This window comes from Thioclava sp. DLFJ4-1, assembly GCF_002020145.1.
Taxonomy (GTDB): Bacteria; Pseudomonadota; Alphaproteobacteria; order Rhodobacterales; family Rhodobacteraceae; genus Thioclava; species Thioclava sediminum.
Genome location: NZ_MPZT01000001.1, coordinates 955,343 through 980,917 on the forward strand (window position 1 = coordinate 955,343; position 25,575 = coordinate 980,917).

Here is a 25,575-nt window from a genome sequence, read left to right on the forward strand (position 1 = left end):
CAAATGCCGCGAAGCCCCTCGGCTATTCGACGCTGCGCAGATCATCGAGCTGAACCGAGATCGCCTCGCCGGGATAATCGGCGGGCTTCGGCAGCTCGGCAATCAACATCGTCGGCCCGCTTCCTGCCTGCGCCACCGCCTGCCCGTCTGGGCCCGCGATGATGGACTTGCCACCGAAGTCGATATCGCGATCAGGGCCCGCGTAATTCGCATAGACCACGACGGCCGCGTTCTCATGCGCGCGCGCCCGCACGAGCAGATCGGGGACGTGATCGTAGCCAACCGGGTTCGCCGTCGGCACAAGGATCAACTCGGCCTTCGCTCTCGCCAAGGTCCGTGCGTGCTCCGGGAACTCGATGTCGTAGCAGATCAGCAGACCGGTCCGGATGCCATTCAGCTCGAAGACGGGCGGCGTTTCCGTCCCGAAGGCGAAGCTCGCGCGCTCCATCTCGCCAAAAAGCTGGATCTTGCGATAATGCCCGACCCGCGCGCCTGTCTTGTCGAGCACAGACGCCGCGTTGAACACGTCATCGCCCAGCCGTTCGGCCCAGCCATAGCAGATCGCGCATTCGTATTTGCGCGCGATATCGCCCATCGTGGTGCACCACTCTCCCCCGAGCGGCTGCGCCTGCGCGCGATGATCCTCGGGCCGGTTGTAGCCGGGCAAGATCAGCTCGGGCAGCACGACAAAATCGACGCCGAGCCTCGACAGACCGCTCACCCAAGTCTCGATATGCGCAAAAATCTGCGCCGGGTCAGAAGAAAGCGGCAGCGGCTGGACGAGCGCGATTCTCATGTTTGCCTCCATTCTCGACAAACAAGCGTATCGCTTGCGTCGCAGCCCGTCACCCTGAGCAAAGCCGGAAAACTCTGCCTAGGGGCGACAGACGTCTGGAGAGCGGGTCAGAACGAAAACAGCCCCGACAGCCTGTCCAGTTCAATCAAGACAGGAGTTTCGCCTTGGCCTCCCGCAGGGCACGCGCCAGTTCGAGATAGCCTGCATTGCCGTTATTGAGATGCATCAGCTCATAGTGGTCTGCCCAGTGGTCGATCCGCGCACGCGGCACCCGGTCCGACCACGCACCTCGGCGCACCCGGATGGCCCCGTCTTCCAAGCACTCCACTTCGATACGCGGTTCGATCATAACGATCTCCATCTCTAACTCGTCAAGGGCGCAAGAGGCTCACGATACAGCCGGGGCCCTCTGGAAAATTACTTTTTGCGAATAGACAATCGCTGCGAATAACCCACTGGTAACAAAGGAATGGGAACCCGCGCATTGCGGAATTCCTCAGTTTTTTCCGCGGTAACAGTGAATTGACTCACGGCGTGCCGAAATACCCCCTGAGTTGAATGCTCAGCGGGTGGTCCGGCTGGGTCAATTCGGAGTGCCTAGCCTCCGAGCGAGAAACGCCGCAGCAAGATCCGGTGTGGCGATCTGGGGGTAATCCGCCTCGGCAATCGCGACGCCGAAGCGCTGGTTGAGCGCGATCACCAGATTCAGGATATCCATCGAGTCGAGTTCGAGATCGTCCTGCAGATGGTCCGAGCCCGCGATTTCGGCAGGGTCGAGGTCGGGGGCGACGCGCACGAGTTCCTCGATATAGGCGCTGCGGATTTCGTCTTCGGTCATAGCTCCTCCGGGGTTTGCAGCTTCGCGTCGATCGCGGTCAGGAATTTCGAGCCCAGCCGCCCGTCGCTCACGCGGTGATCGGCGGCGAGGGTCAGCGTCACGGCCTGTGCGGCGATCACTTCGCCGTCGCGCACCAGCGGTTGCGGGCCGGGCGCACCGGCAGTCACGATGGCGACCTGCGGCGGCACGATGATCCCGGCCATCGCCTCGACCCCGCTTTCGCCGAGCGCCGAGAAGGTCAACGTCGCCATGCTCATCTCCGAGCTTTTGAGCCGACCGGCACGGGCGCGCATCGTGAGGTCGCGCATCGCCTCCATCAAATCCTGCAGGCTTTTCTTGTCGGCATCGAGGATCGCGGGGGCCACGAGCCCACCCCCCCTGAGCGCGATGGCCAGCCCGAGATGGATCGCCGCGGAGGGCGTGAACCCATCTTCCCCGAAATGCCCGTTCACCGCCTTTTCCTCGCGTGCCGCCAGCGCCATCGCCTTCATCAAGAGCGCGCCCATCAGGATGCGTTCTTCGGGCGGGCGGTCCGCATTGGCGGCGCTCAGCCAATCGCTCGCGGCGCTGAGGTCGACCGTGTGGGTGACGTAGTAATGCGGGATCTCGCGTTTGGACCGGGCCATCGCGGCGGCGATCGCCTTGCGCATCTCGGCGAGATAGGCCCCACGATCTTGCGCCGGGCTCGGTGTCGCGGCGGGTTTCGTCGTCTCGACATCGGCGAGGACGATTGCGCCCCCCGGCCCGCTCCCGGTGAGGCTCTCCAGCGCGATCCCGAGTTCCGCCGCGCGTGCTTTGGCGGCGGGTGATGCGGCGATGCCTGCTGCTGTGGCGGCAGGCGGAGCACTTGGCGGCGCCGCTTCCGCAACGGGCGCGACGGGTTCGGTCGCAGTCTTCGGTGCAACTGGCGGCGCGGTCTGCGTTGGCGCCTCCGCAGCGTCCCCCGGCGCCTGAATAACGGCGAGCGGCGCGCCGACGGGCAAGTCTTGCCCAAGCTCTGCCATCAGCTTCTCGACCACCCCGTCCTCGAAGACCTCGATCTCGATCGCGCCTTTCTGGGTCTCGACCACCGCGACGATATCGCCGTGCTTGACCGTATCGCCGGGCTTCACCAGCCATTCGACCAGCTTGCCCGCGTCCATATCCGCGCCGAGCGAGGGCATCTTAAAAACGGCCATCGCGTCACCCTTTCCCGAGCGTCGCCTTCACGGCGGCGACGATGGCGGGCACCTGCGGAATGGCGGCGTCCTCGAGATGTTTGGGATAGGGGATCGGCACCTCGGCCGAGCACACCCGCCCCACCGGCGCGTCGAGATGCCAGAAGGCCTGTTCCCCGATCCGAGCCGCAATTTCGGCCGAGAGCGAGCCGGACCGCCAGCCCTCATCCACGATCACCGCGCGGCGCGTGCGCGCCAGCGAGGCCATGATCGTCTCGTCATCGAGCGGCCGCAGGGAGCGCAGGTCGATCACCTCGGCCTCGATCCCCTCGCCTGTCAGCGCTTCGGCCGCCTCCAGCGTCTTCCACAGCGATCCGCCATAGGTGATCAGGCTGATATCCTTACCCGCGCGCCGGATCGCGGCTTTGTCGATATCGACCGGCCCGGCATTCGCCGCGATCTGCCCGGTCATGTTGTAGAGCATGACATTCTCGAAGATCAGCACCGGGTCGGGATCCTCAAGCGCGGTCCACAGCATCCCGCGCGCGTCCTCGAGCGTGGCGGGCGCGAGAACCCGTAGCCCGGGAATATGCGCGTACCACCCTTCAAGCGAATGGGAATGCTGCGCCGCCAGCTGCTTGCCCGCGCCGGTCGCGAGACGGATCACCACGGGCGCACCGAACTGCCCGCCCGACATATGCCGGATCGTAGCGGCGGTGTTCATGATCTGGTCGAGCGCGAGCAGCGAGAAGTTCACCGTCATCACCTCGACGATCGGCCGCATCCCCGCCGCCGCCGCGCCGATCCCGGCCCCGGTGAAGCCGGACTCCGACAGTGGCGTGTCGCGGATGCGATCCTCGCCGAATTCGTCCATCAACCCTTTGGAGACCGCGTAGCACCCGCCGTAAGCGCCCACATCCTCGCCCATCAGGAAGACGCGCTCGTCGCGGGTCATCGCGTCGCGGATGGCCTGCTTGACCGCCTCGCGATAGGTCATCTCGACGGTCTCGGCGCTGGGTTCGGGCGGTGCGGGCGGCGTGGGGCGGTCCTCTGCCATGACATGGCGGGTGAGCGTCTCGAGCGGCTCCCACTCGCTCGCCTCGGCATAGGCCACGGCAGCGGCGATCTCATCCTCGACGTCGGCCTCGATCTGCGCGACCTCCTCGGGATGCATCAACCCGCTCTTGTAGAGCCATGACTGGAACCGCACGATCGGCCCCTTCTCGCGCCACGCGGCCACCTCGTCCTTGTCGCGATAGAGCTGGGCGTCGAACATCGAATGCGCCCGGAAGCGATAGGTCAGACATTCGAGAAAATAGGGTTTGCCGGTCTCGCGGATCGCAGCGAGCGCGCGACGGGTGGCCGCCTCGACCGCAACCACATCCATCCCGTCCACCTGTTCCGTCACCGTGCCATAGGCCGCCGCCTTGCGCCGGATGTCGGTCTCGGCCTCGGTCCGCGCCAGGGCCGAGCCCATCGCGTAGCCGTTATTCTCGCACACGAACAGCACCGGCAGCGACCAGAGCTGCGCGAGGTTCATCGACTCGTGGAACTCGCCCTCGGCCACCGCGCCTTCGCCGAAGAAACAGGCGGTGACATTGGGCGCGCCCATCATCCGGTCGCGCAGCGCCAGCCCCACGGCCAGCGGCAGCCCGCCCCCCACGATCGCGTTGCCGCCGTAGAAATTCCGCTCGGCGTCGAAGATATGCATCGAGCCGCCCCGCCCGCCCGAGGCGCCGGTGGCCTTGCCATACATCTCGGCCATCACGCGCGCCATCGGCACGCCACGCACCAGCGCATGGCCGTGTTCGCGATAGGTCGCCACCACCCGATCCTCGGGGCCAAGGCGCGGGATCACGCCAGAGGCCACCGCCTCCTCGCCATCGTAGAGATGGAGGAAGCCGCGGATCTTTTCCTGCGTGTAAAGCTCGGCGCATTTATCCTCGAAATGGCGCACACGGATCATCGCCGTGAGCAATTCGCGGATGTGGTCATGGGTCAGATGCGGTTTATCGGCAGTCATGTCTCGTCACTCTCCAGCGTCGAAATATCGCCTTCCGGCAGGCCCAGCTCGCGCGCTTTCAGCAGACGGCGCATGATCTTGCCCGAACGGGTCTTCGGCAGGGTTTTGCGGAACACTACCTCGCGCGGGGCCACCGCCGCGCCGAGCTTCTTGCGCGCGAGGCCGCGGATGTCGCGTTCGAGATCTTCTGAGGGCTCGAAGCCCGGATTGAGCGCGACATAGGCCTTCACGACCTCGCCCGCGGTCTCGTCCGGCAGGCCGATCACGGCAGCCTCGGCCACCGCCGGGTGCTCGATCAACGCGCTTTCGACCTCGAAGGGACCGATCAGGTGACCGGAAGATTTGATGAGGTCATCGGCCCGACCGACGAACCAGAAATAGCCCTCCGCATCGCGCATCGCGAGATCGCCCGAGAGATACCAGCCATCCACGAAACACTTCTTGTAGCGCGCCTCTTCGTGCAAGTAAGCGCGCATCATCGAGGGCCAGCCCGGGCGCAGCGCCAGTTCGCCGATCTCGCCGGGTTTGCACTCGCGCAGCCCCTCATCGACGCGTTCGACGATCCCCGCCTCGATACCGGGCAGCGGTTTGCCCATCGAGCCGGGATGCACATCCATCGCGCGGGTATTGGCGATCATGATGCCGCCGGTCTCGGTCTGCCACCAGTTGTCGTGGAAGGGTTTGCCGAAGACCTCGTTGCCCCAGACCACGGCCTCGGGATTGAGCGGCTCGCCCACCGAGGCCATGAACCGCAGCTTCGAGAAATCGTAAGGCTCGGCCGCCTCTTTCCCTGCGCGCATCATCATGCGGATCGCGGTGGGCGCGGTGTACCAGACCTCGATCTGCTCGCGCTCAAGGATGCCATACCAGCGGTCGAGATCGAAATCGGCCTCGTCAATGACCATCCGCACCCGGTTCACCAGCGGCGAGATGATCCCGAAGGAGGTGCCGGTCACCCAGCCCGGATCGGCGGTGCACCAGTAGCGCGTGCCCGGCGTCAGCTCGAGCGCGTAGCGCCCCGCGGCAGCGTGCATCACCACCGCATTATGCACATGCACCGCGCCTTTCGGACGGCCCGTAGTGCCGGAGGTGAAATGGATCAGCGCGGGATCTTCGGGTTGGGTGTGAACCGTCTCAAAGTCCTCGGAGGCCGCCGCCATCGCGGGGCCGAGCGCGACGCAATCGTCGGGCGCCTCGTCGCCGATGATCAGCACCAGTTTGAGGGAAGGGATTTCGTCGCGCCAGGCGGCGATCTTGCGGCGATAGATCGAGGCAGTCGTGATCAGCGCATTGGCCTCGCCGATCTCGAGCCGCGTGCGCAAGGGTTCAGGCCCGAAGGCGGAAAAGAGCGGCGAGAAGATCATCCCGGCTTTCAGCGTGCCCAGCGCCGCGACGTAGAGATCGGGCACACGCCCTGCGAGACCGAAGAGCCGGTCGCCCGGTTTCAGCCCGTGGCTTGTCAGCACATTAGCGAAGCGCGCGGTCCGGGCGGCGAGATCGTCATAGCTCAGGCTTTCTCGCTCTCCCGACTTACCCAGCCATAGGATCGCCTCATCCGCCCCATGCCCCGAGGCGACATGCCGATCCACGGCCTCGTAGGCGATGTTCAACCCGCCATCGGGAAAGCCGTCGAGCATCGCCCGCGCGGTGTCCCAGGTGAACGCCTTGCGAACCTCATCGGTCAGCGTTGCGGCTGCCCGTTCGGCATCCGACTTCCGGATAATCGCCCAAGTCATCACGCCTCCTCCCAAGGTGATGCCAGTCGATGGGCCGCCCCCTGTCACGAACGGCCATGAACTTCCCTAGGCGAAGACAGGAGGCAGTTTCATTGATGTGGCTCAACGCGGGAGCGGAAATTATCTGCGGGTTGCGCGCGATACGACCAGATGTCCCAGCAGCGGCGGCAGCAGGCTCATCGCCCCGGCGAGCGTCAGCCCCGCGATTCCGGGCGACGGCAGCTGCAGCACATCGGAGAGCCCCGGCAGCCACAGCGCCCCGGCGATCAGCACGAGACACAGGACAAGCGCCCCCCAGACATAGGGGTTGCGCGTCACATCGTTGCGCAGGGCGTGGGTGTCGGCCTCGCGCATGTTGAACACGTTCCACAACTGGCCCAGCGCGAGTGTGACGAAGGCCACGGTGACGGCGGCGGCGGGCTCAAGCTGCAGACCGTAGAGCGCCCCCCCGAAAGCCAGCATCGTCGCCAGCGTGACGATCGTCCCGAGCGCAATGATGCGCCCCCATTCCCTGCGTGCGAGGATCGGCTCGGCGCGGTCACGGGGCGGGCGGCGCATCTCATGGCCGTCCCCATGCCCCAAACCGAGCGCCAGCGCGGGGAAGACATCGGTGACGAGATTGAGAAACAGGATCTGCAGCGGCAGGAGCGGTGAAGGAAGCCCCACTCCCACGGCGATCCCGACCACAAGGATCTCCGAGAGATTGCACGACATCAGGTAGACGATGAATTTGCGGATATTGCCGAAGATCACCCTGCCCTGTCGCACCGCCTCGACGATGGTCGCGAAATCGTCGTCCTTGAGCACCATATGCGCGGCCTCGCGGGCGACCTGGGTGCCGCGCTGGCCCATCGCGATGCCGATATCGGCTTTCTTCAGCGCCGGCGCGTCATTCACCCCGTCGCCCGTCATCGCGACAGTCTCCCCCTCGCGCTGATAGAAGCTGACGAGGTCCAGCTTCGTCGCCGGAGCCACGCGGGCGAAGACGCTAGCCTTGCGCAGGCGGTCGAGCGTTTCCTCCGGGGCGTTTTCCAGATCGAGCCCGGTGAGGTCTCGCCCCTCGATCGCCACCGCGCCGTTTCCGCTGATCCCGGCATCCTTCGCGATGCGCGCGGCGGTCTCGGCATGATCGCCCGTCAGCATGATCACCCGGACCCCGGCGCTCTGGCAGGCCGCGATCGCGGGGGGCACATCCTTGCGCAACGGATCGGCGAGGCAGGCAATCGCGACAAGCGTCAGCCCCTCATAGGGCGCGTCCTCCGTCCCGTCCGTCCGCTTCATCGCGAGGCCGATCCCACGCAGCCCCTCGCTCGCGGCGTCCGCGTTCCGCGCGATCCAGTCCGCCTTGGCTTCGGCGCTCAGAGGGCGCGGGCCTTCCGCCCCCAGAACCTCGGAGCAAGAGGCGATCACCGCCTCGGGCGCGCCCTTCACTGCATAGAGCGCGCCCCCGTCCGGCAACGCATGGACGGTCGCCATCATCAGGCTATCGCTCTCGAAAGCATGTTGGAGCAGGCGTGGCTCCGCTTCGTCCTCGGTCACCCCCGCCTGTCGCGCTGCACTCAGCAAGGCGAGTTCGGTCGGGTCGCCGATCCGGCCCTCATCGCCGTCGCCCAGCTCGGCATTGTTGCACAGCATACCGATCTTCAACGCGGCGCGCAGACGGTCCTCCGCGACACCGGTCTCCGGCCCATCCAGATCCACGCTCCCCCCATCGAGCAAGACCTGCACCACGCTCATCCGGTTCTCGGTCAGGGTCCCGGTCTTGTCCGTCAGGATCAGCGTCGTCGCACCGAGCGTCTCAACCGAGGACAGGCGGCTGATCAGGGCATTGCGCTGCACCATGCGCCACATCCCGCGCGCAAGCGACAAGGTGGCCACAACAGGGATGCCTTCGGGGATCGCGGCCACGGCAAGGGCGACCCCGGTCTGGATCATACTGGTGAGCGGGTGGCCCTGCGCGAGCCCCGTCACGATGATCGCGACGGCAAGAACGATCGTCAGCCAGACCAGTCGCTGCCCGAGCCGCGTCAATTGGTGTTCGAGCGGTGTGGGTTCGGTGCTGGCCGTCATCGCGAGCTGGCTGATCTTGCCGATCTCGGTCTCCATGCCGGTCCGCACCACCACGCCGGTTCCGGCCCCCCGTGTGACGGCCGCGCCCTTGAACCCCATATTGGTGCGATCCCCCAGCACCGCATCGGATGGCAGCGGTTTGGTGGTCTTGAGCACCGGAAGGGACTCGCCGGTCAGCACGGATTCGTCGCAATGAAGCCCCGACGCCTCGACGAGCCGCAAATCGGCGGTCACCACATCGCCCGCTTCGAGCATCACGAGATCGCCAGGCACGAGATCGCGGGCATCCACCTCGATCAGCATTCCGTCCCGACGGACTCGGGTGCGAACCTCGGCGACGCTGAACAGCGCCTCCATCGAGCGAGTGGCGCGCAACTCGGTGAAAAACCCGATCGCGCCGTTCAAGAGCAGCACGACGAGGATCGCCAGCGCCTCGACGATATCGTTGATGACGAGCGAGAACACCGTTGCCAGAACGAGCAGTGCGACGATCACCCCCTGAAACTGATGCAGCAGGATGCGCAATGCGCTTCGGGGCTTGGGACGACGCAGAGCGTTCGGGCCGTGGCGCGCGAGGCGCGTGGCGGCCTCCTGAGCGCTCAGCCCGTTCGGAAAGGGGACGGACAGACGCGCGATCACCGCCTCGGCGGTTTCGGCAAAAGCTGGCGCGGCGTCGGTATCCTGCATCACGAGGCCTTCAGTCATCCCGAGGCGATGGTAAGCCTTTCGGCAGGCAGCGCAATCGCCCGGACCTGTGTAGGGATGCCACGGGTCACACTCGCCTCTGCCACCCCCCCCTCACCCGTGATTCACAAATCGTTGATCGAGATCAATGACGTTCTGCGCCTGTCGTCTCAGCCTAATCCGCGTGTCGGGCTGCGATCTTGGACCGCAAACTCGACCGGGAGGAGGAGGAAAACATGCACATTTGTAAAGCGATGATGGCGGCGGTGAGTGTCGCCGGCGCGCTCTCAGCGAGCGCGGCGCGGGCGGATGGCACGGTCGAGGTCCTGCACTGGTGGACTTCGGGCGGCGAGGCCAAGGCCGTCGGAGAACTGAAGAAAGCCTTCGAGGCCGAGGGCGGCGAATGGATCGACTCGCCGATCGCGGGCGGTGGCGGCGATGCCGCGATGACGGCGCTGCGCGCCCGCGTCGTGGCCGGCAATCCGCCGACGGCCGTGCAGCTCAAAGGGCCGGGTATCCAGGAATGGGCCGAGCAAGGCGCGCTCAATGACGTCCAATCCGTCGCGGACGAAGGCAACTGGGATGCGGTCCTGCCACCGGCGCTGGCCGAGATCATGAAATACCAGGGCAAATACGTCGCCGCGCCAGTCAACATCCACCGCGTCGACTGGATGTGGGCTAACCCCGAGGCGCTGAAGAAGGCAGGCGTCGAGGAGATGCCCACGACATGGGACGAGTTCAACGCCGCCGCCGACAAGCTGCAGGCGGCGGGCATCGTGCCGCTCGCCCATGGCGGTCAGCCGTGGCAGGACGCGACGCTGTTCGAAGACGTGGTGCTGGGGATCGGCGGCGCCGATTTCTTCCGCAAGGCGCTGGTGGAGCTCGATCCGGAGGCTCTGACCTCGGACATGATGGTCAAGTCCTTCGACCAGCTGCGCAAGCTGCGCGGCTATGTCGATCCGAACTTCTCGGGACGCGACTGGAACCTCGCGACCGCGATGGTAATGCGCGGCGAGGCCGGTTTCCAGATCATGGGCGACTGGGCGAAGGGCGAATTCCTCGCTGCCGGCAAAGTGCCGGAACAGGATTTCCTGTGCTGGCCCACGCCGGGCAAGGGCTTCGTGCTGAATTCGGACAGCTTCACCTTCTTCAAGGTGGAGGGCGAGGACCGCATCGAGGGCCAGAAAGTGCTCGCACGACTGATCATGTCGCCCGAGTTCCAGAAGGTGTTCAACCTCGCCAAGGGGTCGATCCCGGCGCGCACGGACGTGCCGCTCGACGATTTCGACGCCTGCGCCAAACGCTCGCATGAAGACCTGCTGGCGGCGATCGAGAACGACACGCTGGTGCCGTCGATGGCGCATGAGATGGCGGTGCCGCGCTCGGTGCGGGGTGAGTTCCTCGATCTCGTGACCGCTTTCTTCAACTCTGACATGAGTTCCGAGGACGCGGTCAAGCAACTTGCGGCCGCGATCAAGCGCGCGCAGGAAAACTAGGGCCTGCAATGCCCGGAGGCACGGGGCCCATGGCAAGGTTCGGGCGGGCGCTGGAACGGCGCCTGCCCGCGATCGTGGTCTCGCCGCTTTTCGCGGCGAGCCTGTTCTTCGTTTACGGCTTCATCCTCTGGACGGCCTATATCTCGCTGACGCGGTCGGGGGTGATGCCAAACTACGAGTTCGACGGGTTGAGCCAATATGTCCGGCTCTGGGAGACGCCACGCTGGTATGTGGCGATCCGCAACCTCTTCGTCTTCTCGGGCCTGTTCATCTCGATCTCGATGGCGATCGGCATCCTTCTGGCGATTCTGCTCGATCAGAAGGTGCGCATCGAGGGGGTGATCCGCACGATCTACCTCTACCCGATGGCGCTCAGTTTCATCGTCACCGGCACGGTCTGGAAATGGATGCTGAACCCCGGCCTCGGGCTGGAGCGGCTGATGCATCAGGCGGGCTTCGAGAATTTCAGTTTCGACTGGCTGGTGAACTCTCATTACGCGATCTACACGGTTGTGATCGCAGCCGTCTGGCAAAGCTCCGGCTACGCGATGGCGCTGTTTCTCGCCGGGCTCCGCTCGGTCGATGACGAGGTCCTGAAAGCAGCGGCGATCGACGGCGCGGGGCTGTGGCGCACCTATACCGGCATCGTGCTGCCGATGCTGCGGCCGGTGTTTCTGTCCACCGTCATCATCCTCGCCCATCTCGCGATCAAGAGCTTCGATCTGGTGATCGCGCTGACCGGCGGGGGGCCGGGCTATGCGACCGACATGCCGGCCACCTTCATGTATTCCTTCGCCTTCCAGCGCAGCGAGCTGGGCGTGGCGGCGGCGAGCGCCACGATGATGCTGATGACGGTCATCGCGATCATCGTGCCCTATCTCTACTCGGAACTGAGGAAGACCAGCGGATGAGCGGGCGCAACACAAGCGGGATCGTCCAGCGCAGGGGCCTGCATCACAGCCTGATGCGCGCCGTGCTGTTCGCCGTGCTCGGGGTGTTCTGCATCTACTACCTGATCCCGCTTCTGGTGATGATCTCGACCTCTCTGAAATCGCTGACCGAGATCCGGGAGGGCTCGCTGATCAGCCTGCCGAAAGAGTTCGACTTCAGCGCCTGGGAGAAAGCCTGGAACAGCGCCTGCGTGGGCGTACGCTGCAACGGGCTGGCACCCTATATGTGGAACTCGGTGATGATGACCGTGCCGGCGGTAGCGATCTCGACGATACTGGGCGCGCTCAACGGTTACGCTCTGACCAAGTGGCGCTTTCGCGGCGCCGACACGATTTTCGCGCTGATGCTGTTCGGCGCCTTCATCCCGTTTCAGGTGATCTTGCTGCCGATGGCGCGGGTGCTGGGCCAGCTTGGCCTTGCGGGCACGATCCCGGGGCTGATCCTCGTACACACGGTCTATGGCCTCGCCTTCACCACGCTGTTCTTCCGCAATTTCTTCATCGGGGTTTCCAGCGGCATCATTCAGGCGGCGAAGGTCGACGGGGCGGGCTTCTTCGGCATCTTCTTCCGGCTCGTGCTGCCGATGTCGCTGCCTGCCATCGTGGTGACCGTGATCTGGCAGTTCACCCAGATCTGGAACGATTTCCTGTTCGGCGTGGCCTTCACCATCGGCGACAGCAACCCGGTGACGGTGGCGCTCAACAACGTGGTGAACACCTCGACGGGGGTGAAGGAATACAATGTCGACATGGCCGCAGCGATCATCGCGGCGCTGCCGACGCTGGCGGTCTATGTCGTCGCCGGAGCCTGGTTCGTGCGCGGGCTCTCGGCCGGAGCGGTGAAAGGGTAGCAATGGCAGCGGGAATTTCCCTTCAGAGCGTGCGCAAACGCTTCGGGACGAACGAGGTGATCAAGGGTATCGACCTCGAGATCGAGGCGGGCGAATTCATCGTCCTCGTCGGGCCTTCGGGCTGCGGCAAGTCCACCCTGCTCAACCTGATCGCCGGGCTCGAGACGCTGAGCGACGGCCATATCGAGATCGCCGGGCGGCTGGTCGACGACACCCCGCCGCGCGACCGCGACATCGCGATGGTGTTCCAGTCCTACGCGCTCTACCCGACCAAGACGGTGCGCGAGAACATCACCTTCGGGATGCAGACCCGCCACGTCCCGCGCGCCGAACAGGCCACCGCGGTCGAAGAGTTCAGCACGCTCTTGCAGATCCATCCCTATCTGGATCGCAAGCCCGGTCAGCTTTCGGGCGGCCAGCGCCAGCGCGTCGCGATGGGCCGCGCGCTGGTGCGCAAGCCCGAGGTATTCCTGTTCGACGAGCCCTTGTCGAACCTCGACGCCAAGCTGCGGATCGAGATGCGCACCGAGATCAAGAAGCTGCACCAGCGGCTCGGCAAAACCGTCGTCTATGTCACCCACGACCAGATCGAGGCGATGACGCTGGCGACCCGGATCGCGGTGATGGATAACGGCCATATTCGGCAGGTGGCCGAACCCGGAGAGATCTACGACGATCCGGTGGACCTCTTCGTCGCGAGCTTCATGGGCTCGCCGTCGATGAACATGTTGCCCGGCACCCTGCGGCGCGACGGGCAGACGGGCGCGATGTCCGTTGAGGTGGCCGAGGGCACGGCGGGGGCGCTTCGCTTTCCCCTGCCCGCGCGGTTCGCAGAGCGGGTCACCGTCCCCGACGGGCACAAGGTCGTTCTGGGGCTCCGGCCGGAGGCGATCTTCATGGCCGGAACCGAACTGCCCGGCCCCGACCGTTTCGTCTTCGAACGCCCGGTCGATCTGGTGGAGCCAACCGGCCCCGACACGATGATCGTCTTCGCCCTTGGCGAGATCGAGGTGATCGCCCGGGTCCGCCCGGAAGACGCCCTGCCCCCGGGTGCGCCCTTCAGCTTCGAGGTCGATATGGGCAAGGCCAAGGTCTTCGATGCCGAGACCGGCCTGCGCCTGTGACGCGGACCTTTGTAAGCCCCCTAAAGCCCCCCGCGCCGATTGGCGCAACGCGGCGTTCGGCTATCGTCTTCGCAAGAGGAAACCCGGTGGAGCGTCAAAGCTTACAGCAGGCCACGACTTGCAGCGATGCTCGCAGCTTCTCTCAACGTCTTCGCCCCGAGGCGGTCCGCAGCGCCCCTGAGACGGGCCTTTACCCCGCCGACGGAGAGCTGCAATTCATGGGCGACCTGCTTGTGCAGATAGCCCTTGGAATAGAGTTGAAGGGCCTGCATCTGCGCCTCTGTCGGCATCTCGGGCTCGGCTGCATGGATACGCGAGAGCACCGTCTCGATCTCTTCCATCTCGGAGACGTGCAGCTCCCGGTCAGCGCGCGCAAAGATCCCGAGGCTCCGCTTCGGCATCTCCTCCGTCCCATGGATCGACACGACACTACCGAATTCGAAGCCAAATTTCCGATAGTCACGCATGAAGTCCGTGCCGACGAAGCTGTCTATGTCCTTCCATCGCGCATAGCCCGAATTTTCCTGACACCAACGCAACAGCGGGTCGGCCAGCGCCAGTCCAGAAAAGGTATAATGATTGATCCAGTCAGCCGGAAACAGGTTCAACTCGGCCTCAGGCGCGAAGAAACCCGCCCGCAAAGCGATGTAGCAACCGGCTGGCGCGCGTTCGGCGAAAAGACTTTGAAAATCACTTAGCATCGTGTCGTTTCGATCTTCCATTCCCTCCGAGGGATTTATAGTCACCAAAGAGGAGAGCTCAATTAGGCCAAGCTAGTGCCGCGGCGTTTTGGTCAAGAATTTCTGTCAAGTTTATACAAGGATAGCTGCATGATCGACGTGCATGAAATGCGCCAGAGCTTGCAACGTCTGGGTGAAGTATCTGATTGGAAATTCGCCCTGGGGCTGCACATTCGCTTCGCCAATCCTACGCTGCTCTACCAGACATATCCACAAGAATGGATGAATTTCTACACCGCAAACGGCCTCGTATTCGTCGATCCGACGGTCAAGTGGGCGATGACCCATACAGGGATTTGTGATTGGTCCGAGCTCGCGGATCAAGACGAGAGCAATGTGTTCGGTCAGGCCGCCGAATTCGGACTGCGCTTCGGGAAGGCCATCGCGATCGGGGAGACCTCCCGGTCCGCTGGATTTTTCACACACCCTTCGCGGAAGATCGAAGACGCTGAGGCCGAGCAAGCCCGAGCGCTCCTGGAAGAGCTTCACGAGATGACGAAGGGTGTCGAGTTGTTGCCCGAGGGCGAGTTGGAGCGGCTCCGGTCTGAACTCCGTTTCTGAGACGATCCGGAAAGCCGGATCGTCCCCGAGAAAGCGCAGCAAGCCCGTGCTGTGTTCGCCCGAGCTTCGCTGCACGCGTTGCGATCACCCGTCCAGTCGCACCGCGGGCTCGGGTCGCCCTGCAATCCCGGAGGGGGCGCAATAGACCCGGCCCTGCGCGGCATCCGGTGTCTCGATCCCCTCCTGCGCAGTGGTCACGAAGAGAGTCTTGAAGTCCGGCCCGCCGAAAGCGGGACAGGAACTGTGCCGCCCGCCGACTGCGATCGCCCGGTCGAAGCGCCCGTCGGGCCGGTAGCGTGCCACGCGCCCTGCCCCCCATTGCGCGCTCCAGAGTGCGCCCTCGGCATCGGTCTGCGCACCGTCGGGGTTCAGACCCTCCGCACTCAGATCGACGAATATCTCCGGCGCGCCCTCAGGCCAGCCCTGCCCATCGAGCGCGATGGTCATGATCTTTCCGGTCGGGGTGTCGGCGAAATAGGCGCGCCGGCCGTCCGGCGCGAAACAGATCGAATTGGGGATGGTGATCTCGGGAAAGAGCCGCTCCACCGTGCCCTCGAAATAGCGGTAGATCGCCCCCGCGCCCGTCTCCGCGTTCTTGCCCATGGTCGACGCCCAGAAGCCCCCCATCGGATCGGCCCGGCCATCGTTGCAACGGGTGTCGGTGCGGTCGGCCTCGATCGCGGCGAGCGGCTCATGCGCACCCGAGGCAATGTCGAAACGGCGCAGTCCGGTCTCGGTCGAGATCACCAGCGTCTCGGCATCGACCCAGCCCGCGGCGGACGCCATCTGACCGAGCGCCCATTCGCGCGGCCCGGTCGCGTCGCGACTGAGAATCCGGCCCGCGAGGATATCGAACCAGAACAACTGGCTACGTTCGGGATGCCAGAACGGCCCCTCGCCAAGGAAACAGGCGCGGTCGTCGTAAATCTCGAAGCTCATGCCGTGCAGGCCTCGTCATAGCTGGCGACCAGCGCGCGGGCCTTCTCGGAAACGGTCTCCACGCTGTCGCCGGGTTTGTAGATCGACGAGCCGATGCCGTAGCCTGCCGCGCCCGCCTTGTGCCACTCGCGCATGTTCTCGGCCGAGACACCGCCCACCGCATAAAGCGGCACCTCGGGCGGCAGCACGGCGCGCATCGCCTTGAGACCAATCGGCCCGATCAGCTCGCCCGGAAACAGCTTGAGCCCATCCGCCCCAGCGGCAAGCGCCGCGAAGGCCTCTGTCGGGGTCATCACGCCAGGAAAGCTCTGCAGCCCGGCGGCTTTCGAGGCGGCGATCACCTCGGTGTTGCAATTGGGCGAGACGATCAGCTTCGCGCCGGTCGCGGCGACGGCGGCGACCTGATCGGTCGTCAGGACCGTCCCCGCCCCGATCAGCGCGTCCGAGCCGAAGCGCTCCACCATCGCGGCGATACTGTCGAGCGGATCGGGCGAGTTCAGCGGCACCTCGATCCGGGTCACGCCCTCGGCGATCAGCGCCGCGCAGACGGGAAGGCCTTCAGCGGGGGTGATCCCGCGCAGGATGGCGATGATGGGTCGGCTCATGTGTCAGCTCCGATGGTCTGGCGCGCGGCATAGAGCCCCGCAAGGGTCACGTCTTCGGCGTCATGGCTGGCTGCTTGGATGCCGCAGCCGGCCAGCGCCCGGGTATAAAGCGGGCTGAGAACCGGGCTTCCGATCAGCGCGACGGGCTGGCCCTGCCAGAGATCGCGCGTGGCGGACAGCTCCCAGCCGATCAGCAGCCCCGACAGGCGCGCGGCGGCGCTCTCGGGCGATTGCGCGCCCAGAAGCGCCCCGGCGCGCAGCGCGAACAGCGCGCCATAGGCTGCCGCCGGATCGGCCTGCACCTCCGCCACCGCTGCGTCGAAAGCTGCCATGTCCTGACAGCCTTCCCCGATCGTGTGGCGCAGCACCGAGCGATGCGCGAGCAGGTCGTAGATCTCGCCGGTCATGCAACTGCGGAACCGCTCGATCCGGCCCGCGCGCAGGGCCACCCATTTCGTATGAGTGCCCGGCAGACAGATCGTGCCCTCGAAATCGGGCGTGCGCAGCAGAAAGCCCGCAATCTGGGTCTCCTCGCCGCGCATCACGTCGGGCGGGCTGTCCTGACGCAGGCCGCAAGCGATATAGACCGGGCGCGCCGCGTGATCGGGCACCCGCACGAGGCGCGGCTGGGCAGCGCAGGGCACCGGCGCGTAAGGCGCCTCGGCCCAGCCCTGACGCGAGCCGACCATGCCGCAGGTCACGACCGGGGCCGCGCCCCAGCCCGCGACGGCGTCTTCCAGCACCGGGCCGAACGCGGCGGGGGAGAGCTTGCCCATCCCCTGCTCCGAGCTCCGTCGGTCGAGCACCTCGCGCCCGCGCATCGCCCAGACGCGCAGATGCGTCGTGCCCCAATCGGCGGCGATCCAGTCGGGAGCCGCGTCACTCATAGTCTTTCTCCTTCAATCACATGAATGCGCTCGGGGAAGGTCCAGGGCAGGGTGAGCCCCTGCCCCATCAGCGCTTGCCCGCTGAGCGTAATCGGTCCGGTCTTGAGCGCAGGCGTCCCACGCGACAACCGGGGCAGATCTTCCGCGGTGATCAGCCGCAACCGGTAGCGCGCTGCCGGGTCCAACCCGGTCAGCCGCAGCGGGCGCGGCAGGATCTGCGCAGAGGTTGCCGCCTGACCAGCGAAGGCCACGAAACGGCTGCCATCCTCGGCCAGCTGCAACTCGGCGATCACGGCGGGGTCGGCGCTGTCGAGCCGCAGGATATCCGCGCGCATCCGCCAGTCGCGATTGTCCTTCCACCAGCGGGTGACGGAGGTCAGAACCTCGGTTTCCTCCGCGGTCAACTCGCGCGGGTCCATCTCGAAGCCCATGTGTCGTTGCGCCGCGACCCATGCCCGGGTGCGAATATCGATCACCCGGCCCGAGGTGTGGCAATGGCGCGGGCCGACATGAGAGCCGGTGACGCAGCTCGGCAGGAACAGCGCCGCGTCGTGCTGGATGCGCAGGCGTTCGAGCGCGTCGTTGCTGTCCGAGAGCCAGACCCGGCCCGTGCGCTCGAGAATCCCGAAATCGATCCGGCCACCGCCCGAGGCGCAGCTTTCAAATTCCACCTGCGGATGGGCCGCGCGGAGCCGGTCGAGCAGATCGTAAAGGCCCCGCGCCTGCGCAGCGTCGGGATGCGGCAGCACCCGGTTATGGTCCCATTTGACGTAAGAGATCGCGTAGGCCGAGAGCACCGCGTCGATCGCCGTGAAAAGATGATCGCGCACCGCCGGGTTCGCCATGTCGAGCACGCGCTGCTGGCGGCCTTCGATCTGATCCTCCGGCCCCAGCAGCCAGTCGGGATGGGCGCGCGCCAGATCGCTGTCGCGATTGACCATCTCGGGCTCGAACCAGAGGCCGAATTCCATCCCGAGGCTTTGGACATGATCGACCAGCGGCGTCAGCCCGCCGGGATATTTGCGCGGATCGACCGTCCAGTCGCCCAGCGACGTGGTGTCGTCGTCGCGCTTGCCGAACCAGCCATCGTCGAGCACGAAACGCTCCGCGCCAAGTGCTGCGGCGCGCTCTGCGATGGCTTTCAGCTCGGCCAGATCATGTTTGAAATAGACCGCTTCCCAGCAGTTGTAATGCACCGGGCGCGATTTGGCCCAAGGGGCGCGTTTGCGCAGATGGCGTTGGAAGGCCACCGCGCAGCCATTGGAGCCCGCCTCCGAGAAAGCGGCATAGAGCGTCGCGGTCTCAAACCGCGTCGCCGGTTCCGGCTCGGAGCCGCTGGCGTTGCCGAACTGGATTTGCCTGCGTCCGTCGGGCAGTTCTTCGGCGACCATCCGATGCCCGCCGGACCAGCCGTAGTGGAAGGCGCGGGTCTCGCCCTGGGTCTTGGTGGCACCGCGCGCGGGCAGGATCAGGCCGGGGAAATGTTCGTGCCCGGTGCGGCCTGTATGGTTGTCGCGCACGCGCTGGCCGGGACGCCACGGCGTCGGCTCGATCTGGAATTCACCGATCCAGCGACCGGAAAACTCATGCATCTCGTCGGCCAGTTGCGGGCCGGGGAAAACCGGGGCGGCGAGCCAATGAAGCGTGATCGGCGCATCGCTCTCCAGCTCAGCGCGCGCCGCGATCAGACTGGTGTCGGCGTCGAGCGCGAAGCTGGCCCTGTAGCTCACACCCGACGCCGCATCGCGATAGACCAGCGTGAGCCGATCCTCGCGAAGCTCTTCCGACGCGAAGCGGAAGGCGGGCCGCAGCGGCCGCCCTGCCCCGTCGCGCGCGATCAGACCCGGCTCGCCCGGGAAGCTCTGGCTGGCCTCGGGGCAGATCGAAACCTCCGGCGCGCGATCGAGCATCCCGCCGGTGACATCCGGCACGCTCGCCGTGGCCAAGCCCGCGAGGTCTTCCCCCTCGGGCAGCGCCGCGCCCCAATAGACGATCTCGGGAAGCCGGTCGTCGTGACCCGCCAGAACGAGGCTCTGGCGGGCGTCTTGCAAATGCCATGTGCGGATCATTTCACCGCCCCGAGCGTCAGCCCTGCGATGAAGTGTTTCTGCATCAGGAAGAACATCGCGACCGGCGGCAGGGCCGCGAGGATCGAGCCTGCCGACACCAGTTGCCACGCCGCGACCCATTGGCCGTTGAGCGATTGCAACCCGGCGGTGATCGGCTGGGTATCGGCCCCCGTGGTCAGAACCGTCGCCCAGAAATAGTCGTTCCAGATGAAGGTGAAGATCAGCACCGACAGCGCCGCGATCGCGGGCCGCACCAGAGGCAGCACGATATGCCAGAAGATTTGCCATTCGCCCACACCCTCGACCCGGGCGGCCTCGATCAGCTCTTTCGGGAGCGCCTTGATGAAGTTGCGCATGAAGAGCGTGCAGAACCCGGTCTGGAAGGCGACATGGAACAGTGCGAGCCCGGTGATCGTGTCGTAAAGCCCCATCTTCACCGTCAGGTCGCGCACCGGCACCATCAGGATCTGGAAGGGCACGAAGTTCCCCGCCACGAAGATGAAGAAGATCAGCAGGTTGCCCTTGAACTTGTAGACGGCGAGCGCAAAGCCCGTCAGGCACGACAGCGCCACCGCCCCGATCACCGTCGGGATCGTCACCTTGAACGAGTTCAGCATGTAGCTCGCGAAGGGCGAGTTCTTGAACACGTCGAGATAGTTCGAAAACGCCAGATAGGACGGTATGCCGAAATAATTGCCCTGTGCGAGATCGCTCGACGGGCGGATCGAAGTGACGGCGACGCCCAGAAGCGGCAGCAGCCAGACCACCAGCATCACCGGAAGGGCTATCTGATAGGTCAGCCGGGCGGCGGGGCTCATGGATTGAATGGGTTTGGGAAACATCTCACAGGCCCCTTTCGTCGCGCCACATCTTCCAGATGAAGCCCGAAATGAAGATCATCATGATCGCGAACAGCACCACCGCGATCGCCGCGCCATAGCCCATGCGATAGCCGTATTCCGACAGCGCCTGCTCATACATGTAGTAGGACAGCACCCGCGAGGAGCCGAAGGGCCCGCCATCGGTCATGATCGAGACGAGATCGAAGCTGCGCAGCGCCCCGATCACGGTGACGACGACCGCGATGAAGGTAGCCGGGCGCAACTGCGGCAGCACGACATACCAAAGCATCTTGATGCCCTTCGCCCCGTCGAGACGCGCCGCCTCGATCTGGTCGGGCGCGACCGCGTTCAGACCGGTCAGGTAGAGGATCATGCAATAGGCGATCTGCGGCCAGAGACCGGCGGCGATGATCCCGTAGGTCACGGTATTGGGGTTCGCGAGGATCGCGATCCCGGTCCCGTCGAGCCATTTCGTCAGCTCGAAGAACAGCCCGAAGCCCGGCGCGTAGAACCACGAGAAGATCAGGCCGACCACGACCTGAGAGATCACGAAGGGGAAGAAGAACAGCGATTTGTAGATCCGGATGCCGCGCACGGTCTGGTTCAGGAAAAGCGCGATGAACAGCCCGAACGGGATCGCCAGCATATAGAGCACCAGCCAGATCAGGTTGTTCTTGAGGCTGGTGTAGAAAGCGTCGTCATCGAGCAGCTCGAGATAATTCGACAGCCCGACCCACGTCTTCGCGCTCAGCCCGTCCCATTGGAAGAACGAGATCCACATCGACTCGCCGATCGGGATCAGCACGTAGATCAGGAACATCAGCGCGCCGGGGGCGAGAAACAGCCAGGGCGCAAGTTTGCGGTTCAACCGGCGGCGGCGCGGTGCGGGCATGCCGGTCTCCGCGCGCGGCTCGGACATAGCGGGTGAGACGGTCATCGTCGCACTCCTCGGATCTGGAAAAACAGGAAGGGGCGGCACCCTGCAACAGGCACCGCCCCTCGGGGAGGATCAGTTCTTGTAGACGCGCTGACGCACCTTCTCGAGGCGCTCGAGGATCGCGTCGAGATGGTCAGGATAGGCCATGAATTCCTGGAAGCCTTCCATGCCCGCCTTCGCCATCTGAGCTGGCGCGTCACGATCGAAGAACTGCGCGATGCCGCCATCGGCCGTGGACAGGATCTTGAAGCCCGCCTGCAGATAGGGATCGTCGCCCACCGAAGAGTTCTTGTTGATCGGCAGCTGACCGAGTTCTTCGTTCATCTTGGTCTGCACATCGGCCTTCGCGACATAGGCGAGGAACTTCTTGGCGTCCGCCTTGTTCTTCGCGCCTGCCGGGATGTGGATCGTATCGGTCGGCGCTTCTTCGGCGCGCGGGATATCCGGGTTGATCGTCGGGAAGTCCATGAAGCCCAGCGTGTCATTGGTCATCCCGCCATCCTTGAAGGTGGCGACGGCGAAGTTGCCCATGACGTAGTTCGCGGCCTTGCCCTGCACGATATTCGACACCGCATCCTGCCAGTCGATCGCGGCGACGTTCTTCGTGGTGTAGGGCAGAACTTTCTTCCACTCCGCGAAGACGGCCTTCACCCGGTCATCGGTCCACGGGATCTCGCCGCTGGTGAGCTTCATGTGGAAATCGTAGCCGTTGGTGCGCAGATCGAGATAGTCAAAGATCCCTGCCGCCGGCCACAGCGCCTTGGTGCCCGTGGTCAGACAGTCGACGCCCATCTCCTTGAACTTCTTGCAGTTCGAGATGAACTCGTCCCAGGTCTTGGGCACCTCCACCCCGGCCTTCTTGTAGACGTCTTTGTTATAGTAGATGCCCCACTGGTAGTAGGTATAGGGCACGCCCCATTGCTTGCCGTCGATGGTCATCGACTTGAGCGCGGAGCCGAGGCTGTCCTTGAGCCCGTTCTCCTCCCAGACATCGGACACATCGGTGAACTGCCCGGCATTGACGAAGGGCGCCATGCGGTTGCCCGCATACCAGTTCGCCAGATCGGGGCTGTCGGCGGTCAGGAAGTTGCGGATCGCGGTCTTGTAGCCCTCGTGATCGAAGGTGTTCACCTCGACCTTCACATCCGGATTTTCGGCCTCGAAGCCTTTCACGAGCTGTTCGAACGCGGCTTTCGGGGCCGGATCGGACGCATCCGTGAACAGCTTGAGCACGCGCTGCTCGGCCATCGCCGGAATGGCGATCGAGCCCATCAGCGCCACAAGCGCGGTGGTTTTCAGAATATTCATTCGGTTCTCCTCCCGTTTCAGTAGCCCACGGATCAATGATTTTAGTTCCAAATATTGAAACCGTGTTTTACATATTGAAATGCTGCCGCGAATCTTTCATCCTGTCAACAGCCCTGAGGAGGAGCCCATGAACGACGCCACGCCCAAGCCGGAGAAATCGGACGGCACGGTTGGACGCACGCTGGCCGTGCTCGACCGCGTTGCCGAATTCGGCCGCCCCGTGCGTTTCGCCGAGTTGCTGCCGGTCAGCGATCTGCCCAAGGCGACCCTGTATCGTTTCCTGCAAACCCTGACGAACCAGGGCATGCTCGCCTTCGACGAGGATCGTCAGACCTATAGGCCGGGCCTGCGCCTCGTGCGCCTTGCTCATGCCGCCTGGGCGCAAAGTTCGCTTGCGCCGATCGCAGCGCCCTACCTCGACCAGCTGTCGAAGGAGACCGGTCAGACGCTACACCTCGCGCAGCTCGATCAGGGCATGGTGCTCTATGTCGACAAGCGCAACGCCTCGCGCCCGGTCGAGATGTTCTCGCAATCGGGCAAGGTCGGTCCGGCCTATTGCACGGGCGTGGGCAAGGCGATGCTCGCCTATCTGCCGGAGGACGCGCTGCAGAATGCGCTGACGCGGCAGAGCTTTCATCGTTTCACGGAACACACCCTGACCGACGCGACGAGCCTGCGCGCCGAGCTGGACAACATCCGCAAGCGCGGTTTTGCCTGGGACGACGAGGAGCACGAGCCCGGCATCCGCTGCATCGCCGCCCCGATCCTGTCGCCGCAGGGCCGCGTTCTGGGCGCGCTCTCGATCACCTCGGGCCAGCCCGACGGTAAAAAACAACTCGAAACCTATGCCCCGCTGATCCTCGAGACGGCGGAGAAGATCGCGAAAGCGGCCAGTGACTGGCGCTTTCCGGAACAGAAACGCGCCGACTGAACCCCGGCGCGTAAAAACAGGGAGGAGACCCCGTGAGCGGAGTCGCATTGGAGAAGATCGTCAAACGGTTTGGCGATGCGGAGGTGATCCACGGCGTCGATCTGACGGTCGACCCGGGGGAATTCTGTGTCTTCGTCGGGCCGTCCGGCTGTGGCAAGTCGACGCTTTTGCGGATGATCGCGGGGTTGGAGGAGACCTCGGACGGCGCAATCCGCATCGGTGGCCGCGAAGTCACGAAGGCCGAACCCGCCGAGCGCGGCATCGCGATGGTGTTTCAGACCTACGCGCTCTACCCGCATATGACGGTGGGCGAGAATATGGGCTTCGGGCTGAAGATGAACGGCCATCCGAAGGCCCAGATTAGCGACAAGGTGCAGGAAGCCGCGCGGATCCTGAAGCTCGAGCCGCTTCTGGACCGTAAGCCTGCCGCACTGTCTGGCGGTCAGCGCCAGCGTGTGGCCATCGGCCGCGCGATCACCCGTGGCCCGGAGGTGTTCCTCTTCGACGAACCGCTCTCGAACCTCGATGCCGAATTGCGCGTCGAGATGCGCGCCGAGATCGCGCGTCTGCACCGCGAGATCGGGGCGACGATGATCTACGTTACCCACGATCAGGTCGAGGCGATGACCATGGCCGACAAGATCGTCGTGCTGCGGGCGGGCAATATCGAACAGGTCGGAAGCCCGATGGAGCTTTACGACGACCCCGACAATCGCTTCGTCGCGGGCTTCATGGGCTCGCCTTCAATGAACTTTCTCGCCGCGACCGTGGTGGAGGGTCAGCTTGACGTGCCCGCCTTGGGGCAACGCGTCGACAGCCCCGTTGCCTTGCCCGCGAACGGCACGAAGCTGGAAATCGGCATCCGCCCCAACGCGCTGCGCTTGGGCGATACGGGCGACAATTTCACCATCGAGATGGCCGAGAACCTTGGCGGCGTCAGCTATGCGCATCTCGACGCGACCACTGGCGAGCGGGTGGTCGTGGAGACCGATCAACGCCTCCACGGCGCGGTCGGCGGCAAGACGGGGCTCAGCTTCGATCCGGCTTCGGTCTATGTGTTCGACACCAGCACGGGCGCACGGGTGCGCGGATGAGCCTTGCCATCGGCCTCGTGGGGCTGGGAGCGATTGCGCGCGCCCAGCACCTTCCCGCGATTGCGGAGACGGGCGGCGTGCATCTCGCCGCCATCGCGAGCCGCAATGCCACCCTGCCCGACCTGCCGAGCTATCCCGACCTCCGCGCGATGCTGGACGCCGAGCCCGAGATCGGCGCCGTCTCGCTCTGCACGCCCCCGCAGGGACGGTTCGATCTGGCGATGGCGGTGCTGCGCGCGGGCCGTCACCTGATGCTCGAAAAGCCGCCCGGCATGACGCTGAGCGAGGTCGAGGCGCTGCGCGAGACCGCAGCCAAGGCGGGGCTGACGATCTTCGCGACCTGGCATTCGCGCGAGGCGGCAGCCGTGGACGCGGCGCGCCAATGGCTCGCCGGGCGCGAGATTTCCGAAATCCGGATCGACTGGCGCGAGGATGTGCGCAAATGGCATCCCGGGCAGGAGTGGATCTGGCAGCCGGGCGGGCTCGGGGTCTTCGATCCCGGCATCAACGCGCTCTCGATCCTGACCCGCATCCTGCGCCAGCCGGTGCGGCTAACAGCAGCCGCGCTTAGCATCCCGCAGGGCCGCCAGACCCCGATCGCCGCTGATCTGGAGATGTGCGCGGGCGCGACCCCGATCACTGCCGCGTTCGACTGGCGGGAAACGGGTGACGAGCTGTGGCGCATCACCCTTCAGACCGAACGCGGCACGGCCATGCTCGACAAGGGCGGCGCGGAGTTCAGCGTCGATGGCGAGGTGATCGCCACGGGCGAGAACCGCGAATACGCCAATCTCTACGCCCGGATGCGCGATCTGGTGCGCGCCGGCCAAAGCGATCTCGACCTCGCGCCGATGCGCCTCGTCGCAGACGCCTTCATCAACGCACGTTTCGCGATCACCGATCCTTTCGACGCCTGATCGCGCCCACTAACCCTGAG

The 25,575-nt window shown here is 65.1% G+C and carries 23 protein-coding genes; 8 read left to right on the forward strand and 15 right to left on the reverse strand.

Annotated features, from left to right (window positions below):
- Positions 1–22 precede the first annotated feature (22 nt).
- The 7 genes from BMI85_RS04315 to BMI85_RS04345 all read right to left on the reverse strand — a co-directional run bounded on the left by BMI85_RS04315 (position 23) and on the right by BMI85_RS04345 (position 9,325).
- A complete protein-coding gene (locus BMI85_RS04315; protein ID WP_078599623.1) occupies positions 23–796 on the reverse strand; it encodes a carbon-nitrogen hydrolase family protein in 774 nt (257 codons plus the stop codon).
- A gap of 145 nt (positions 797–941) precedes the next feature.
- Positions 942–1,145 carry a hypothetical protein gene (locus BMI85_RS04320; RefSeq protein WP_143593791.1) on the reverse strand — a complete coding sequence of 68 codons (204 nt, stop codon included), beginning with the start codon at positions 1,143–1,145 and terminating at the stop codon, positions 942–944.
- A 234-nt stretch (positions 1,146–1,379) separates the two neighbouring features.
- Entirely contained in the window at positions 1,380–1,634 is a 255-nt protein-coding gene (locus BMI85_RS04325; protein ID WP_078519882.1) for an acyl carrier protein, read from the reverse strand.
- The gene (locus BMI85_RS04330) at positions 1,631–2,812 is read right to left on the reverse strand and encodes a dihydrolipoamide acetyltransferase family protein (protein WP_078599624.1); all 1,182 of its coding nucleotides are present in this window, start codon (positions 2,810–2,812) and stop codon (positions 1,631–1,633) included. Before BMI85_RS04330 ends, BMI85_RS04325 begins: the two co-directional genes overlap by 4 nt.
- Positions 2,813–2,816: 4 nt before the next feature.
- Entirely contained in the window at positions 2,817–4,814 is a 1,998-nt protein-coding gene (gene pdhA / locus BMI85_RS04335) for a pyruvate dehydrogenase (acetyl-transferring) E1 component subunit alpha (protein ID WP_078599625.1), read from the reverse strand.
- A complete protein-coding gene (gene acsA / locus BMI85_RS04340; protein WP_078599626.1) occupies positions 4,811–6,550 on the reverse strand; it encodes an acetate--CoA ligase in 1,740 nt (579 codons plus the stop codon). The genes pdhA and acsA overlap by 4 nt, the downstream gene beginning before the upstream one ends.
- Before the next feature lie 120 nt (positions 6,551–6,670).
- A complete protein-coding gene (locus tag BMI85_RS04345; protein WP_078599627.1) occupies positions 6,671–9,325 on the reverse strand; it encodes a cation-transporting P-type ATPase in 2,655 nt (884 codons plus the stop codon).
- Positions 9,326–9,540: 215 nt separating this feature from the next.
- On the opposite strand from BMI85_RS04345, the gene BMI85_RS04350 reads away from it, so the two are divergent.
- Genes BMI85_RS04350 through ugpC form a run of 4 tightly spaced genes read left to right on the forward strand, consistent with a single transcriptional unit; the run spans position 9,541 to position 13,725 of the window.
- Positions 9,541–10,800, forward strand: a complete 1,260-nt coding sequence (locus BMI85_RS04350) for an ABC transporter substrate-binding protein (protein ID WP_078599628.1) — start codon at positions 9,541–9,543, stop codon at positions 10,798–10,800.
- A gap of 29 nt (positions 10,801–10,829) precedes the next feature.
- Positions 10,830–11,711, forward strand: a complete 882-nt coding sequence (locus BMI85_RS04355; protein ID WP_078519888.1) for a sugar ABC transporter permease — start codon at positions 10,830–10,832, stop codon at positions 11,709–11,711.
- The gene (locus BMI85_RS04360; protein ID WP_078569650.1) at positions 11,708–12,601 is read left to right on the forward strand and encodes a carbohydrate ABC transporter permease; all 894 of its coding nucleotides are present in this window, start codon (positions 11,708–11,710) and stop codon (positions 12,599–12,601) included. Before BMI85_RS04355 ends, BMI85_RS04360 begins: the two co-directional genes overlap by 4 nt.
- A gap of 2 nt (positions 12,602–12,603) precedes the next feature.
- The gene (gene ugpC, locus BMI85_RS04365; RefSeq protein ID WP_078599629.1) at positions 12,604–13,725 is read left to right on the forward strand and encodes a sn-glycerol-3-phosphate ABC transporter ATP-binding protein UgpC; all 1,122 of its coding nucleotides are present in this window, start codon (positions 12,604–12,606) and stop codon (positions 13,723–13,725) included.
- A 101-nt stretch (positions 13,726–13,826) separates the two neighbouring features.
- On the opposite strand, the gene BMI85_RS04370 is transcribed toward ugpC, so the two are convergent.
- On the reverse strand, positions 13,827–14,426 hold the full coding sequence (locus BMI85_RS04370; protein WP_210402305.1) for an autoinducer binding domain-containing protein: 600 nt from the start codon (positions 14,424–14,426) through the stop codon (positions 13,827–13,829).
- A 129-nt stretch (positions 14,427–14,555) separates the two neighbouring features.
- Between BMI85_RS04370 and BMI85_RS04375 the strand changes: the two genes are divergently transcribed.
- Positions 14,556–15,026, forward strand: a complete 471-nt coding sequence (locus tag BMI85_RS04375) for an autoinducer binding domain-containing protein (protein ID WP_078599630.1) — start codon at positions 14,556–14,558, stop codon at positions 15,024–15,026.
- Positions 15,027–15,110: 84 nt separating this feature from the next.
- Here the strand turns inward: BMI85_RS04375 and BMI85_RS04380 are convergent, their stop codons facing one another.
- The 7 genes from BMI85_RS04380 to BMI85_RS04410 form a co-directional block, all read right to left on the reverse strand.
- Positions 15,111–15,965 (reverse strand): SMP-30/gluconolactonase/LRE family protein, encoded by an 855-nt coding sequence (locus BMI85_RS04380; RefSeq protein WP_078599631.1) that lies wholly within the window; start codon positions 15,963–15,965, stop codon positions 15,111–15,113.
- A complete protein-coding gene (locus BMI85_RS04385) occupies positions 15,962–16,570 on the reverse strand; it encodes a 2-dehydro-3-deoxy-6-phosphogalactonate aldolase (protein ID WP_078599632.1) in 609 nt (202 codons plus the stop codon). The genes BMI85_RS04380 and BMI85_RS04385 overlap by 4 nt, the downstream gene beginning before the upstream one ends.
- Complete coding sequence (locus tag BMI85_RS04390; protein ID WP_078599633.1) at positions 16,567–17,457, reverse strand: 2-dehydro-3-deoxygalactonokinase; 891 nt, start codon at positions 17,455–17,457, stop codon at positions 16,567–16,569. Before BMI85_RS04390 ends, BMI85_RS04385 begins: the two co-directional genes overlap by 4 nt.
- Complete coding sequence (locus BMI85_RS04395) at positions 17,454–19,526, reverse strand: alpha-galactosidase (RefSeq protein WP_078599634.1); 2,073 nt, start codon at positions 19,524–19,526, stop codon at positions 17,454–17,456. The genes BMI85_RS04390 and BMI85_RS04395 overlap by 4 nt, the downstream gene beginning before the upstream one ends.
- Positions 19,523–20,368: a carbohydrate ABC transporter permease gene (locus BMI85_RS04400; protein WP_078519897.1), complete on the reverse strand. Its 846-nt coding sequence runs from the start codon at positions 20,366–20,368 to the stop codon at positions 19,523–19,525. The genes BMI85_RS04395 and BMI85_RS04400 overlap by 4 nt, the downstream gene beginning before the upstream one ends.
- A 1-nt stretch (position 20,369) precedes the next feature.
- Positions 20,370–21,260 carry a sugar ABC transporter permease gene (locus BMI85_RS04405; protein ID WP_078599902.1) on the reverse strand — a complete coding sequence of 297 codons (891 nt, stop codon included), beginning with the start codon at positions 21,258–21,260 and terminating at the stop codon, positions 20,370–20,372.
- Between the two features lie 117 nt (positions 21,261–21,377).
- Positions 21,378–22,613, reverse strand: coding sequence for an extracellular solute-binding protein (locus BMI85_RS04410; RefSeq protein WP_078599635.1), 1,236 nt, complete (start codon positions 22,611–22,613; stop codon positions 21,378–21,380).
- A 127-nt stretch (positions 22,614–22,740) separates the two neighbouring features.
- Between BMI85_RS04410 and BMI85_RS04415 the strand changes: the two genes are divergently transcribed.
- The 3 genes from BMI85_RS04415 to BMI85_RS04425 are packed head-to-tail and all read left to right on the forward strand — an operon-like array spanning position 22,741 to position 25,555.
- Positions 22,741–23,544, forward strand: coding sequence for an IclR family transcriptional regulator (locus tag BMI85_RS04415; RefSeq protein ID WP_078599636.1), 804 nt, complete (start codon positions 22,741–22,743; stop codon positions 23,542–23,544).
- Between the two features lie 32 nt (positions 23,545–23,576).
- Entirely contained in the window at positions 23,577–24,638 is a 1,062-nt protein-coding gene (locus BMI85_RS04420) for an ABC transporter ATP-binding protein (protein WP_078545764.1), read from the forward strand.
- Positions 24,635–25,555, forward strand: coding sequence for a Gfo/Idh/MocA family oxidoreductase (locus tag BMI85_RS04425; protein ID WP_078599637.1), 921 nt, complete (start codon positions 24,635–24,637; stop codon positions 25,553–25,555). The genes BMI85_RS04420 and BMI85_RS04425 overlap by 4 nt, the downstream gene beginning before the upstream one ends.
- Positions 25,556–25,575: the final 20 nt, after the last annotated feature.

Bases quoted from the DNA above. Each gene is read 5' to 3' on its own strand.
- BMI85_RS04315 (WP_078599623.1), bottom strand. From the start codon at position 796: ATGAGAATCGCGCTCGTCCAGCCGCTGCCGCTTTCTTCTGACCCGGCG.
- BMI85_RS04320 (WP_143593791.1), bottom strand. From the start codon at position 1,145: ATGATCGAACCGCGTATCGAAGTGGAGTGCTTGGAAGACGGGGCCATC.
- BMI85_RS04325 (WP_078519882.1), bottom strand. From the start codon at position 1,634: ATGACCGAAGACGAAATCCGCAGCGCCTATATCGAGGAACTCGTGCGC.
- BMI85_RS04330 (WP_078599624.1), bottom strand. From the start codon at position 2,812: ATGGCCGTTTTTAAGATGCCCTCGCTCGGCGCGGATATGGACGCGGGC.
- pdhA (WP_078599625.1), bottom strand. From the start codon at position 4,814: ATGACTGCCGATAAACCGCATCTGACCCATGACCACATCCGCGAATTG.
- acsA (WP_078599626.1), bottom strand. From the start codon at position 6,550: ATGACTTGGGCGATTATCCGGAAGTCGGATGCCGAACGGGCAGCCGCA.
- BMI85_RS04345 (WP_078599627.1), bottom strand. From the start codon at position 9,325: ATGACTGAAGGCCTCGTGATGCAGGATACCGACGCCGCGCCAGCTTTT.
- BMI85_RS04350 (WP_078599628.1), top strand. From the start codon at position 9,541: ATGCACATTTGTAAAGCGATGATGGCGGCGGTGAGTGTCGCCGGCGCG.
- BMI85_RS04355 (WP_078519888.1), top strand. From the start codon at position 10,830: ATGGCAAGGTTCGGGCGGGCGCTGGAACGGCGCCTGCCCGCGATCGTG.
- BMI85_RS04360 (WP_078569650.1), top strand. From the start codon at position 11,708: ATGAGCGGGCGCAACACAAGCGGGATCGTCCAGCGCAGGGGCCTGCAT.
- ugpC (WP_078599629.1), top strand. From the start codon at position 12,604: ATGGCAGCGGGAATTTCCCTTCAGAGCGTGCGCAAACGCTTCGGGACG.
- BMI85_RS04370 (WP_210402305.1), bottom strand. From the start codon at position 14,426: ATGCTAAGTGATTTTCAAAGTCTTTTCGCCGAACGCGCGCCAGCCGGT.
- BMI85_RS04375 (WP_078599630.1), top strand. From the start codon at position 14,556: ATGATCGACGTGCATGAAATGCGCCAGAGCTTGCAACGTCTGGGTGAA.
- BMI85_RS04380 (WP_078599631.1), bottom strand. From the start codon at position 15,965: ATGAGCTTCGAGATTTACGACGACCGCGCCTGTTTCCTTGGCGAGGGG.
- BMI85_RS04385 (WP_078599632.1), bottom strand. From the start codon at position 16,570: ATGAGCCGACCCATCATCGCCATCCTGCGCGGGATCACCCCCGCTGAA.
- BMI85_RS04390 (WP_078599633.1), bottom strand. From the start codon at position 17,457: ATGAGTGACGCGGCTCCCGACTGGATCGCCGCCGATTGGGGCACGACG.
- BMI85_RS04395 (WP_078599634.1), bottom strand. From the start codon at position 19,526: ATGATCCGCACATGGCATTTGCAAGACGCCCGCCAGAGCCTCGTTCTG.
- BMI85_RS04400 (WP_078519897.1), bottom strand. From the start codon at position 20,368: ATGTTTCCCAAACCCATTCAATCCATGAGCCCCGCCGCCCGGCTGACC.
- BMI85_RS04405 (WP_078599902.1), bottom strand. From the start codon at position 21,260: ATGCCCGCACCGCGCCGCCGCCGGTTGAACCGCAAACTTGCGCCCTGG.
- BMI85_RS04410 (WP_078599635.1), bottom strand. From the start codon at position 22,613: ATGAATATTCTGAAAACCACCGCGCTTGTGGCGCTGATGGGCTCGATC.
- BMI85_RS04415 (WP_078599636.1), top strand. From the start codon at position 22,741: ATGAACGACGCCACGCCCAAGCCGGAGAAATCGGACGGCACGGTTGGA.
- BMI85_RS04425 (WP_078599637.1), top strand. From the start codon at position 24,635: ATGAGCCTTGCCATCGGCCTCGTGGGGCTGGGAGCGATTGCGCGCGCC.